Genomic DNA, 12,083 nt, shown 5'->3' with positions numbered 1-12,083 from the left:
GTTATAGTCTCGTGGGCTCGGAGATGTGTATAAGAGACAGACCTCGGGTACCGGGGGCGGCTCCTCGGCGAGCGGTTCCGGAACAGGCGGCTCCTGGACAATCGGCTCCTGGACAACCGGCTCCGGGAGCGGGGCGGTCGTCTCGTCCTTGCGGGCTTGCTCTTCGGGCTTCTTGCGGCCGAACCAACGCAGGATCATGGCGTGTCCACTGTTCTCAAAGGGGGGTGCCGGTCAGCGCGCCGCCGGCCACGCCGGTGACCGTGGCGCGCAGGACGGAGCCGGGGGGCCGGGGCGTGCCCAGGCGGATTTCGGCGAAATGCTGGGTGCGGCCGAGATCGTCCTTCTCGACCAGCACCGACACCTCGCGCCCGACCAGCGAGGCCAGCGTGCGGGCCTCCGCCTCGGCGCCGAGCGCGCGCAGACGGGCCGCGCGCTCCTTGCGGAGGCCGCCGTCGACCTGCGGCATGCGGGCGGCCGGGGTGCCGGGGCGCGGGCTGTAGGGGAAGACGTGCAGCCAGGTCAGGCCGCACTCCTCGACCAGCCGCAGCGTGTTCTCGAACATCTCGTCGGTTTCCGTGGGGAAGCCGGCGATGAAGTCGGCGCCGAACACCATGTCGGGGCGCAGGGAGCGCACGCGCTCGCAGAAGGCGATGGCGTCGGCGCGGCTGTGGCGGCGCTTCATGCGCTTGAGGATCATGTCGTCGCCGGCCTGGAGCGAGAGGTGGAGGTGCGGCATCAGCCGCGGCTCCGTCTCGATCAGGCGCCACAGGTCGTCGTCGATCTCGATGCAGTCGAGCGAGGACAGGCGCAGCCGCGGCAGCTCCGGCACCAGCGCCAGCAGGCGGCGCACCATCTGCCCCAGCGTCGGCGTGCCCGGCAGGTCGGGGCCGAAGCTGGTGATGTCCACGCCGGACAGCACGACCTCGTTGTAGCCGGCCTTCACCAGCGCCTGCACCTGCTCCACCACCGCGCCGATGGGAACGGAGCGCGACGGGCCGCGGCCATAGGGGATGATGCAGAAGGTGCAGCGGTGGTCGCAGCCCTGCTGGACCTGGACGAAGGCGCGCGCCCGGTCCTCGAAGCCGCCGATCAGGTGCCCGGCGGTTTCCTTGACCGACATGATGTCGTTGACCAGCACCTTCTCCGCCGGGGCCAGGCCCCAGCTTTCCGGCTGGAGCTTCTCCTGGTTGCCCAGGACCTGATCGACCTCCGGCATGGCGCCGTAGCGCTGCGGGTCGATCTGGGCGGCGCAGCCGGTCACCACGATGCGGGCGTTCGGCCGCTCGCGGCGCAGCTTGCGGATGGTCTGGCGGGCCTGCCGTTCCGCTTCCGAGGTCACCGCGCAGGTGTTGACGATGACGACGTCCTCCAGCCCCGCGTTGCGGGCGTGGGTGCGCATCACCTCGGATTCGTAGGTGTTCAGGCGGCAGCCGAAGGTGACGATCTCCGGCTCGTTGGTCACAGTGTCGCTCATGCTCTTTCAGCCTAACGGGCGGCTCTACGCTTCAATGGAGACCGCTCAGACGGCGACCAGATCCGGAGACAGCCGCCCGGTGTAGCTGAGGGCGACCGGGCCGGTCATCAGGACGCGGCCGTCCTCACGCCATTCGATGGTGAGGGTGCCGCCGTCCAGGATCACGTCGACCTTGCGGTTGGTCAGCCCGCGGCGGATCGCGGCGACCGCGGTGGCGCAGGCGCCGGTCCCGCAGGCCTGGGTGATGCCGGCCCCGCGCTCCCACACCCGCATGCGGACGGCGGTGGGGGACAGCACCTGGACGAATTCGACGTTGGTGCGCTCGGGGAAGGCCGGGTGGTTCTCGAACACCGGGCCGACCTCGGCCAGCGGCACCGCCTCGGCGTCGTCCACGAAGAAGACGGCGTGCGGGTTGCCCATGCTGACCGCGGTGGGACCGGCGAAGCCGCCGTGCGACACCGCGTCGAGGCGCAGCGTGTCGGCCGGTTCCGCCAGCGGGATCTGCGTCCAGTCCAGATTGGCCTGACCCATGTCCACGGTGATGCGCCCGTTGTCGGCGCGGCTGGCCTGCAGGATGCCGGCGTTGGTTTCGAAGGCGACGCGCTCCGCCCCCGCCTCCTCCATCAGCAGCCAGCCGACGCAGCGCGAGGCGTTGCCGCAGGCCGACACCTCGCCGCCGTCGGCGTTGCGGATGCGCATGAAGCCCGCCGTGCCGTCCGTTTTCGCCGGCTCGATCACGATGAACTGGTCGCAGCCCACCCCGGTCTTGCGGTCGGCGATGGCACGCACCTCGGCCTCGGCCGGCGAGTACGGCGTTTCGCGGGCGTCGATCACGACAAAGTCGTTGCCGAGCCCGTGCATCTTCAGGAATTCGCGCGTCATGACCGCCGTTATATGGCGACCGGGCCTGCGGAGTCCATGGCTGCACGGGGTGGTCGTGGCAAACAGTTCACGGGGTCACTGGGTTTCGGCCCCGCCGATGTCGGCGGTGTCCCCGTCGGGCAGGGTGGCGCCCGATGCCGGGGGGATGCCCTCCAGCAGGTCGAGCATCCGGGCGAGGGTGTCCTCCGACTCGGGCCGCGGCGGCGTTCCGCCGGTCCGCTCCCACGCCCCGTAATCCCAGCCCGCGGCGCCCATCGCCATGTCGGGCAGCGTGAAATGCCCCTCCACAGCGTGGGTTGGCGGACCGTCCGCGCGGGACAGCCCGACCAGCAAGGCTATGGACACGGTGACCCCAGCCACCCAGGCCCACAGCACGTCGCTGTTGTTCATGGCTTCCTCCCGGCTCCTTGCCAAGGCAGGTCGGTGTCGGGGCCATTCCCGTTGGATGCGCCCCATTCCATGGACTTCGGGTGTCCGCGGCGGCGCACAATGAGGCTTCGGGAGATATCCGGAAGGGGAGGTTGCCCTTGGCAGCCCGAAGGTCAGGCGCCCTTGAAGACCAGATGCTTGGAGGCGGCGAAGTTCAGCGCCATGCCGGACAGCGAACCGGCGGCGACGGCCAGCACCGGGTGGGCCTCGGCCAACGGCAGGGCGGCCTCCAGCCCGACCGAGACGCCGTAATTCACCGCCCCGCCGAAGGCGTTGGCGGCCAGGAAGGTCGCCCATTGCCGGTAGAGCGGCGCATCGGCCGCCCCGCGGAAGGTAAAGGCGCGGTTCAGCGCGAAGGTCGTGGTGGCGGCGGCCAGATAAGCGGGGATGCGGGCGGCGAAGAATTCCAGCCCGGCACCGAACACCAGCGCGTAGACCACCGCCGTGTCGACCACCAGACCGACCACGCCGACGAGGCCGAACTTGCCGAACTGCACGGCCAGCCGGCCGAGCCGGCTGTCGGACAGGGGTCCGAAGAGATCGCCCATGGTCAGGACCCGGCGGCCTTGCGGACCGGATGGACGCCCGGCGCGGGGATGGACAGGTAGCGCATGCGCTTGGCCTCGCGGCGGCCCAGCGTGACCGTGTCGAGGATCAATCCGCAGGTCAGGCTGAGGAAGCCCAACAGCATCAGCCCGGTGGACAGAACGGCGGTGGGCAGGCGCGGCACCAGCCCGGTCTGCAGATAGGTCGCCACCACCGGCCAGGCGAGGATCACCGACGCCGCGGCAAGCGCCGCGAAGATGGCGAAGAAGAAGGGCAGGGGGCGCTCCTCCTTCACCAGATTGACGATGGTGCGCAGGATGCGGACGCCGTCGCGGATGGTGTTCAGCTTGCTGTGCGAGCCCGGCGGGCGGTCCTTGTAGGGCGCCTTGAGCTCGGCGATGGGCATGTTCAGCTCCAGCGCGTGGACGGTCAGCTCCGTCTCCGTCTCGAAGCCGCTGGCCAGCGCCGGGAAGGACTTGATGAAGCGCCGCGAGAAGACGCGGTAGCCCGACAGCATGTCCTGGATGCGGTTGCCGAAGATCAGCGCGACCATGCCAGTCAGCAGCTTGTTGCCGAAGCGGTGGCCGGGCCGGTAGGCCTTGACGATCTCGGTGACGCGGGCGCCGTTGACCATGTCGAGCTGGTCGTCCCACAGCCGCTTGACCATCAGCGGGGCGGACGGCGCGTGGTAGGTGTCGTCGCCGTCCACCAGCACATAGACGTCCGCCTCGATGTCGGAGAACATCCGGCGCATGACGTTGCCCTTGCCCTGCAACGGCTCGTGCCGGACCACGGCGCCGGCGGCCTTCGCCACCTCCACCGTGCGGTCGGATGAGTTGTTGTCGTAGACGTAGACCGTCGCGTCGGGCAGCGCCTTGCGGAAATCCTGCACGACGGCGGCGATGGCCGCCTCCTCATTGTAGCAGGGGATCAGAACCGCCACCACGGGAGTCATTGCGGGCGCCGTGTCCGGGTCCGGGTCCATGGCTGGAGCGACGGACGCTGCGGCCCGGTCGGATTGATGGTCGGCCGGTCGATCAATGGTGGAGACGGTCATGGCGATGCGCTTCGAAACGGTGCCGGTGTAAGGTTAAACAGCACAATCGCCTGATTTAATCCACTGACCTTTCAAGGTCCGCCATTCGTTGCACGGCGCAGAGGTTCAGCAGCTCGCCCAGGTTGTTGGGGATGACGCGGCAGTTGTCCTGCGCCACTCGCAGCCCCAGCAGGGCGGCGGCCTTCGCGGCACCGGGCGTGTCGGGGATGGTGCTGAGCATCAGGAAGCGCCCGCGGTGCGCCCCCACCTTGTCCTGCATCAGGGCGAGGTAGCCGTTGCCGACCGAGTCCGGCTGGAGGAAGTTGGACTGGATGCGCACGAAGGGGATGCGCGGCGGGAAGGCCGGGACGACATGGGAAATCGCCCAGTAGCCGGCCATCAGCACCATCGTGTCGTCCGGGTCCTCGATGGGCGGCACGGCGGCCTCCACCCAGCGCTCGCTCCACGGCAGGCGGCCCCAGTCGGCGGGCCGGGCGGTGGCCTGGACCAGCAGCAGGAGCGCCGCCGCCAGGGCGAGCGCCGCCCGGCGGGGCACCGGCAACAGGCCCGCCGCCATGACGATGGCCAGCGGGGCCAGCATCTCCAGCGGCACCAGATAGCGGTAGATGCAGAACATCCCCACCCACAGCGCGTAGGTCACCGCCAGGGCGGTGAGCAGGTAGCGGGTGGCGGCTGTTTCGGTCAATCCCGCAGAGGGGCGGCGGAACAGCCGTCCGAGCAGCGCCAGCGCCGCGGCGACGGGCACGAAAAGGAACAGCACCAGGACGCGCAGGTCGAAGAAGGGGACCTCGCCGACCTTCAGCGGTGCGAAGGGGAAGACCAGCGGGAAGAACAGGCGCTCCAGCCGCGAGTCCGGGAAGAAGCCGACGTTGACGTAGCCGGACAGCGCGGCGAAGGGCGATTTGAAGATCTGGTTCATGTGGGGGAAGACGGGGTTCCCGTACTCCACCCACAAGTGGGCCATCCAGAAGCCGCCGCACAGCGCCAGCCCGCCCAGCACACCGACGCCGAAGAAGAAGGCCAGCCACAGCCGCCGCCAGGGCCGCGCGGGCAGCGCCAGGAAGGCGAGGCAGAGACCGACCGCATAGATCACCGTGGGGTTCTTCATCCCCATCGCCGCCCCGGCCAGCAACCCCGCCGCCGCTGCTCGCGCGAAGGCGCCGGGTGCCGGCCCGTCGATCAGCCGAGGCAGCGATCCCGCCACCACGACCAGCGCGCCGAGCACGCCCAGGCTGACCATGTTGTCGTGAAAGGTGGTGCCGAGCAGCCCCAGCGTCCCGCCCCCGAAACCGGCCATGACCGCCAGCAGGGCGGCCAGGGTCACCCGCTGCCCCGCGCTGCCGACGCGCAGCGTGGCGTGGGCCAGCAGGAAGGCCAGCGCCAGGTTCAGCCCGTGCAGCGTCCCCCAGACGAAGCCCGCCGCGCGCGCCGGAAGATGGCTGGCGAGCAGATAGAAGGGCACGTCCAGCAGGGGGTTGTAGAAGCTGGGCATCTGCGCCGGCAGCATGTCCATGCCCAGCCGCCCGGTCAGCAGGGCGTAGGCGTTGTACCAATGGTAGTTCCGCAGGTCCCAATTGGCGTCCATGCCGAGCGCCAGCCCGAGCAGGCCGTAAAGCGGCGGGGCCAGCAGCAGGAAGGCGAGCGCCGCGGTGCGCGGGCGGCGGGCGGCGGGGAGCAAGGTCATGGAGATCGCGGAACCCAGGGAAACGTCCGCCTCTTGGTAGGCGAGGGAGCGCCCCGCAGCAAGGACGGGATGCCGGGTCGATGGCGGCGGAGGGAATTCGGGAGCAATTTCGTTGCGTCCGGCTGTGTTCCGGGATGCGGAATCGCGCGCCGCGAGCGGCTTTTGCGGCAAGCTTCCTCTGGCAATGGCGGGACGGGTCTGCTATTCACCGAACTCCGCATGCACACGCTTGCGCCTCTTTTGCGCGACAGGATTCTGGCGATGGAAAAGTTTACGGTTCTCACCGGTGTTGCGGCGCCGCTGCCGATGATCAATGTCGACACCGACATGATCATTCCCAAGCAATTCCTGAAGACCATCAAGCGGACCGGGCTGGGCAAGCATCTTTTCGACGAGATGCGCTACACCCCCGAAGGCGCCGAGGTCGCGGAATTCGTCCTCAACAAGCCGGCCTACCGCAGCGCCAAGATCCTCGTGTCGGGTGACAATTTCGGCTGCGGCTCCTCGCGTGAGCATGCGCCGTGGGCGCTGGCCGATTTCGGCATCCGCTGCATCATCGCGCCGAGCTTCGCGGACATCTTCTTCAACAACTGCTTCAAGAACGGCATCCTGCCGATCAAGCTGCCGAAGGAACAGGTGGACCTGCTGCTCGACGACGCGTCGCGCGGGTCGAACGCCATCGTTTCGGTGGATCTGGAGAAACAGGAGATCACCGGTCCGGACGGCGGCAAGATCAGCTTCGAGGTCGATCCCTTCCGCAAGCATTGCCTGCTGAACGGGCTGGACGACATCGGTCTGACCATGCAGCAGGCCGCCTTCATCGACCAGTATGAAGGCAAGCAGCGCGGCGGCCAGCCCTGGCTCTGGGGCTGAACCAAGCCAAACCGATACCGGCCCAATGGCATCAGGCCATGACGGCCTTGCGGACCGGCGGGGGTGGACCCAACTTCCGGCCTGTCGGTCCGCGGATTAGACAACACTGATAAAGTCTCCAATGGGGAGTGCGTGCGCCATGCCCGCCAACAAGAAGCTTCTGTTTTTGCCCGGCGACGGGATCGGTCCGGAGGTCATGCGCCAGGTGCGCCGGGTCATCGACTGGCTCGACCGCAAGCGCAACGTCACCTTCGACGTCACCGAGGGGCTGGTCGGCGGTGCGGCGATCGATGCCTACGGCGTTCCCCTGAAGGATGAGACGCTGGCCGACGCGCTGGCGGCGGACGCGGTGATGCTGGGCGCCGTCGGCGGCCCGAAGTGGGACAACCCCACCGACTACACCAAGCGTCCGGAAGCCGGCCTGCTGACGCTCCGCAAGGAGCTGAACCTGTTCGCCAACCTGCGCCCGGCGGTGGTGTTCGACGCCCTGGTCGACGCCTCGACCCTGAAGGCCGACGTCATCAGGGGCCTGGACATCCTGATCGTCCGCGAGCTGACCGGCGGCGTCTATTTCGGTGAGCCGCGCGGCATCACCGACATCGGCAACGGCGAGCGCCGCGGCGTCAACACCCAGGTCTACACGACCAGCGAGATCCGCCGCGTCGCCCGCGTCGCCTTCGAGCTGGCGCGCAAGCGCGGCAACAAGCTCCACTCGATGGAGAAGGCCAACGTGATGGAATCGGGCCTCCTGTGGCGCCAGGAAGTCACGAAGCTCCATCAGGAGGAATTCTCCGACGTCACGCTGGAGCACATGTACGCCGACAACGGCGCCATGCAGCTGCTGAAGAACCCGAAGCAGTTCGACGTGATCGTCACCGACAACCTGTTCGGCGACATCCTGTCGGACGAAGCGGCGATGATGACCGGCTCGCTCGGCATGCTGCCGTCGGCCTCGCTCGGCGCCCCGGACGCCAACGGCCAGCGCAAGGCGCTCTACGAGCCGGTGCACGGCTCCGCCCCGGACATCGCCGGCCGCGACCTCGCCAACCCCTGCGCGACTCTGCTGTCCTTCGCCATGTGCCTGCGCTACTCGTTCAACATGGACGAGGAGGCGAAGATGCTGGAGAAGGCCGTGCAGAACGTGCTGTCGGGCGGCATGCGCACGGCGGACATCATGGCGCCGGGCATGGCCCGCTGCTCCACGACCGTCATGGGCGACTCGATCCTGCGCGAGCTGGACAAGCTGGCCTCCTGACCGGTTGCGGCGGCCCCGGCCCGACGGGCCGGAGGACGCGGACCGGCGGACGATGAAAAGAAAGCCCCTCTCCGGTTTCGGAGAGGGGCTTTTTCGTTGGTACCGTCAGTCGCCTTCGCCCGGACGCAGGGCGGCCCCGCGTCCGCCATGACTCGCCTGCCCGCCCTTCCGCCCGGCTTCGGCGGCCAGGGACGGGTTTTTGGAGAAGCTGCGGGAGGACGCCGGTACGCTCCGGCCCCCCTTCCGCCCCGCCTCCGCGGCGAGTTCCGGGTTCTTGGAGAAGCTGCGCTTGTCGGCTGGCACGCTTTCCCCGCCCTTGCTGGCGATCTGGCGTTGCCGGTCACGGTCCATCGACGCGAAGCCGCGGTTCGATGTGCGACCGCTCCCGGATTGGACTTCGTCTTGGCCGTTGTCTTTCGAGGCCATCTTCAACCTCCACCTCTGCCACATGTCGGAAAACCGATGGGGGGCGACTTGGTTCCGGGGAGGTCGTGATTCCGATTCCTTCGGCACCCCTAAGTGGCAGCAGGATCCATCGGACTGCATCCGGGAACGCTTCGCCGCCCGATCGGTTGAGCGGACGGGGGTAAGCCGAAGCGGGACCACGAAGCAGGGAGGTTCAACGATGGGAGTCGAATTCACGGCCGAACGGCGGCTGTTGTCCGAAAAGGAATTCGAGCAGGTCCGCAGGAGCCATTACCCGGAGCTGGAGGGCTTGCCGCCCGATGAGACCCTGACGCTCGCCCGCTGGCTGCGTGGGGAGCGCGACCGGGCGCGCGACATCATCGCCTCGCGCCGCCGCGGGCGGCGGGGCAAGGCCAGCGGCACCGGCCAGCAATCGGCCGACGCCAGCGAGCGCGGCCTGTCCGCCAAGAAACAGGTCTACGCGCGGGCGCTGAAGCGGGTGAACGGGCGGCTGGAGCGGTTCCGGGCCGAGCGGCGGCGGGAGATCATCCAGGCCAACCTTCAGGACGCCCTTAAGCGCAGGAAGGACGCGGAGCCCCAGCATCCGTCCCCCGGACGCACCCCCCGCAAGGGCATGCGCCCGATCCCCAGCGGGCGCCGGACGGTCGAAACCGACCCGCGCGAGATCGGGCGGGTGTCGCAGTTCGTCAAGGACGCCCAGGCGCGCCGCGATTCCTGAGCGCTCAGTTCATGAGAGAGGCGGTGGGCGTCAGCCCGCCGCCTCCAGCGCCCGGATCGCCTCGGCCAGAGCGACGAGGCGCCGGGCGTTCTCGACGTGCAGATTCTCCACCAGCCGCCCATCCACCAGCACCACCCCCTTGCCCTGGGCGACGGCCTCAGCGTGGGCCTGGATGATGCGGTGGGCCTGGGTGACTTCCTCCGCGCCGGGGGCGAAGGCGGCGTTGCAGGCAGCGATGGTCTTGGGGTGGATCAGCGTCTTGCCGTCGAAGCCAAGCTCCCGCCCCTGGGTGCAGGACTCGGCGAAGCCCGCATCGTCGTTCAGGTCGAGATGCACCCCATCGAGGATAGCGAGGCCGTAAGCCCGCGCCGCCAGCAGGCAAAGGCCCAGGCTGGTCAGCATCGGCAGCCGGTCACGCGTGTGCGCCGCGTGCAGATCCTTGGCGAGGTCGGAGGTGCCCATCACCAGCCCGCCCAGCTTCGGGCTGGCCCCGGCGATCTCCTTCGCGTTGAGCATGCCCAGCGGCGTCTCCATCATGCACCAGATGGTCTGCCCGTCGGGCGAGCCGTTGGCGCGCAGCACCGCCTCGGCCTGCCGGACCATGTCGGGGCTCTCCACCTTCGGCAGCAGCACCGCGTCGGCGCCACTGGCGGCCGCCATCACGAGGTCGTCGTAGCCCCAGGGCGTGTTCAGCCCGTTGGTGCGGACCACCAGTTCCCGCCCGCCATAGCCGCCCGCGGCGATGGACGCCCTGATGGTGGCGCGGGCCTCCGCCTTGGCGTCGGGGGCGACGGCGTCCTCCAGGTCGAGGATCAGCCCGTCGGCGGGCAGACTGCGCCCCTTCTCCAGGGCGCGGGCGTTGGAGCCGGGCATGTAGAGCACGCTGCGGCGCGGGCGGGCGGTGGCGGCCATGGCATTCCCTCAAGCGGTCTTGTGTCGTTGCCGCAGGATTAGCCGCAGGAGCGCGGGCTGTCCATGCGGTGCGTAGGGCTGGTCTGCATGGAAACATCTCCAGCGTGTGGTGCGGACGGTTTAGGATGCGCGCCCAACCTTTCGGATCGTCCGCCCATGAAGACCGTCATTTCGATCCAGTCCCACGTCGCTTACGGCTATGTCGGCAACCGGGCCGCGGTGTTCCCGCTGCAACGGCTGGGTTGCGATGCCATCGCGGTGAACACGGTGCAGTTCTCCAACCACACCGGCTACGGCGAATGGACCGGACAGGTCTTCACGGCGGAGCATGTGGCCGACCTGATGGACGGCGTCGCCGCGCGCGGCGTCCTGCCCACCTGCGACGCCCTGCTCTCCGGCTACATGGGTGACGTCGGGCTGGGACAGGTGATCGTCGAGACGGCGGCCCGGCTGAAGGCCGCCAACCCGCGCGCCGTCTACGCCTGCGACCCGGTGATGGGCGACGTCGGGCGCGGCTTCTTCGTGCGCCCCGGCCTGCCGGACTTCATCCGCGACCACGCCGTCCCCGCCGCCGACCTGATGACGCCCAACCAGTTCGAGCTGGAGTATCTGACCGGCCGTACGGTGGAGACGCTGGACGACGCGCTGGCCGCCACCGCCGCCTTGCGGGAGCGCGGGCCGCGGCTGGTCCTGGTGACGAGCCTGACCCGCAAGGACGCCGATCCCGGCCACATCGAGATGCTGGCCGACGACCGGGACGGCGCGTGGCTGGTCTCCACCCCGCGCCTGCCGCTGGACCCGCCGCCCAACGGGTCGGGCGACGCGGTGGCCGCCCTGTTCCTGGCCCATTACCTGAAGGCCTTCGACCCGGCCGAGGCGCTGGAGCAGGCGGCGGCGGCGATCTACGCCATCTTCCAGACCACCCGCCGGATGGGCACGCGAGAGCTGCAACTGATCGCGGCGCAGGACGAGTTCGTGAACCCTGGCCAGCGCTTCACGGCCACCCGCGTCCGGTAAGCCCCTTACGATCACGCGCCCACGGACGGCGCGAACAGAGGAACGACATGCGGATTTGCGTCTATGCCGGGTCCAACCCCGGCACCAACCCGGCCTATGGCGAGGCCGCGGAGCAGCTCGGCCGCCACATGGCGGAGCGTGGCATCGGCCTCGTCTACGGCGGCGGGCGGACCGGCCTGATGGGGCGGATCGCCGACTCGGTCCTGGCGGCGGGCGGCACGGTCACCGGCATCATCCCGCAATTCCTGATGGACAAGGAGGTCGGTCACCAGGGTCTTCAGGAGTTGCGGATCGTCGCCACCATGCACGAACGCAAGGCCCTGATGGCCGAGCTGTCGGACGGCTTCATCGCGCTGCCCGGCGGCATCGGCACGCTGGAGGAGCTGTTCGAGGTGTGGACCTGGGCGCAACTCGGCCGCCACGACAAGCCTTGCGGCCTGCTCAACGCCTCCGGTTTCTACGACGGGCTGGCCGGATTCCTCGACCATGTGGCGGGGGAGCGCTTCATGCAGCCCAAGCACCGCGACATGCTGATCGTCCGCGACACCGCGCCGGGCATCCTGGACGCCTTCGCCGCCTATGAGGCGCCGGCGGTGCGGAAGTGGCTGGACGAGGCCCGCACCTGACCCGCACCTGACTTGGCTTGGGCCTTACGGCTCAAGCAGCTTCTTCATCAGGGCGTTCCAGTCGCGCTTGAACTGGGTGCCGAAATCCACCTCGGCGACCGCTCCGCTCCGGCCCGCGGGCCGGACGATGGCCGCCGCCTGGGCTGTCTCTTATACACATCTGACGCTGCCGACGATTATACGC

The 12,083-nt window shown here is 69.1% G+C and carries 13 protein-coding genes and 1 pseudogene; 5 read left to right on the top strand and 9 right to left on the bottom strand.

Annotation, left to right across the window (positions count from 1 at the left end; translation table 11 throughout):
• The 7 genes and pseudogenes from Q4I23_RS24495 to Q4I23_RS24465 all read right to left on the bottom strand — a co-directional run.
• Positions 1–198, bottom strand: a pseudogene (locus Q4I23_RS24495) (signal recognition particle-docking protein FtsY); the annotation flags it as partial.
• A gap of 16 nt (positions 199–214) precedes the next feature.
• On the bottom strand, positions 215–1,474 hold the full coding sequence (mtaB, locus tag Q4I23_RS24490) for a tRNA (N(6)-L-threonylcarbamoyladenosine(37)-C(2))-methylthiotransferase MtaB (RefSeq protein WP_454019089.1): 1,260 nt from the start codon (positions 1,472–1,474) through the stop codon (positions 215–217).
• A gap of 45 nt (positions 1,475–1,519) precedes the next feature.
• Positions 1,520–2,356, bottom strand: coding sequence for a diaminopimelate epimerase (gene dapF / locus Q4I23_RS24485; RefSeq protein WP_498527939.1), 837 nt, complete (start codon positions 2,354–2,356; stop codon positions 1,520–1,522).
• 75 nt (positions 2,357–2,431) lie between these two features.
• Complete coding sequence (locus Q4I23_RS24480) at positions 2,432–2,746, bottom strand: hypothetical protein (RefSeq protein WP_454019091.1); 315 nt, start codon at positions 2,744–2,746, stop codon at positions 2,432–2,434.
• A 152-nt stretch (positions 2,747–2,898) separates the two neighbouring features.
• A complete protein-coding gene (locus Q4I23_RS24475; RefSeq protein ID WP_454019092.1) occupies positions 2,899–3,333 on the bottom strand; it encodes a GtrA family protein in 435 nt (144 codons plus the stop codon).
• A 2-nt stretch (positions 3,334–3,335) separates the two neighbouring features.
• Complete coding sequence (locus tag Q4I23_RS24470) at positions 3,336–4,388, bottom strand: glycosyltransferase family 2 protein (protein ID WP_498527938.1); 1,053 nt, start codon at positions 4,386–4,388, stop codon at positions 3,336–3,338.
• A 55-nt stretch (positions 4,389–4,443) separates the two neighbouring features.
• Positions 4,444–6,072, bottom strand: coding sequence for a hypothetical protein (locus tag Q4I23_RS24465; protein WP_498527937.1), 1,629 nt, complete (start codon positions 6,070–6,072; stop codon positions 4,444–4,446).
• Between the two features lie 261 nt (positions 6,073–6,333).
• Here Q4I23_RS24465 and leuD point away from each other — a divergent pair, with 261 nt between their 5' ends.
• The gene (gene leuD / locus Q4I23_RS24460; protein ID WP_145677319.1) at positions 6,334–6,945 is read left to right on the top strand and encodes a 3-isopropylmalate dehydratase small subunit; all 612 of its coding nucleotides are present in this window, start codon (positions 6,334–6,336) and stop codon (positions 6,943–6,945) included.
• 139 nt (positions 6,946–7,084) lie between these two features.
• Positions 7,085–8,200: a 3-isopropylmalate dehydrogenase gene (leuB, locus tag Q4I23_RS24455; RefSeq protein WP_145622841.1), complete on the top strand. Its 1,116-nt coding sequence runs from the start codon at positions 7,085–7,087 to the stop codon at positions 8,198–8,200.
• Positions 8,201–8,305: 105 nt separating this feature from the next.
• Here leuB and Q4I23_RS24450 read toward each other — a convergent pair whose 3' ends face one another.
• Entirely contained in the window at positions 8,306–8,626 is a 321-nt protein-coding gene (locus Q4I23_RS24450; protein WP_079285003.1) for a con-10 family general stress protein, read from the bottom strand.
• A 199-nt stretch (positions 8,627–8,825) separates the two neighbouring features.
• Here Q4I23_RS24450 and Q4I23_RS24445 point away from each other — a divergent pair, with 199 nt between their 5' ends.
• Positions 8,826–9,344: a hypothetical protein gene (locus Q4I23_RS24445; RefSeq protein ID WP_454019095.1), complete on the top strand. Its 519-nt coding sequence runs from the start codon at positions 8,826–8,828 to the stop codon at positions 9,342–9,344.
• Positions 9,345–9,374: 30 nt separating this feature from the next.
• Here Q4I23_RS24445 and Q4I23_RS24440 read toward each other — a convergent pair whose 3' ends face one another.
• Positions 9,375–10,256: an HpcH/HpaI aldolase/citrate lyase family protein gene (locus Q4I23_RS24440; protein WP_498527936.1), complete on the bottom strand. Its 882-nt coding sequence runs from the start codon at positions 10,254–10,256 to the stop codon at positions 9,375–9,377.
• A 156-nt stretch (positions 10,257–10,412) separates the two neighbouring features.
• Here Q4I23_RS24440 and pdxY point away from each other — a divergent pair, with 156 nt between their 5' ends.
• Together pdxY and Q4I23_RS24430 are read left to right on the top strand one after the other, a co-directional pair.
• Complete coding sequence (gene pdxY, locus Q4I23_RS24435) at positions 10,413–11,273, top strand: pyridoxal kinase PdxY (protein ID WP_498527935.1); 861 nt, start codon at positions 10,413–10,415, stop codon at positions 11,271–11,273.
• Positions 11,274–11,320: 47 nt separating this feature from the next.
• Positions 11,321–11,899, top strand: a complete 579-nt coding sequence (locus Q4I23_RS24430; RefSeq protein WP_454019098.1) for an LOG family protein — start codon at positions 11,321–11,323, stop codon at positions 11,897–11,899.
• Positions 11,900–12,083 lie beyond the last annotated feature (184 nt).

Source organism: Azospirillum sp. UFLA03-27 (genome assembly GCF_059803775.1).
This window is presented reverse-complemented; position numbering and strand designations above follow the sequence as displayed.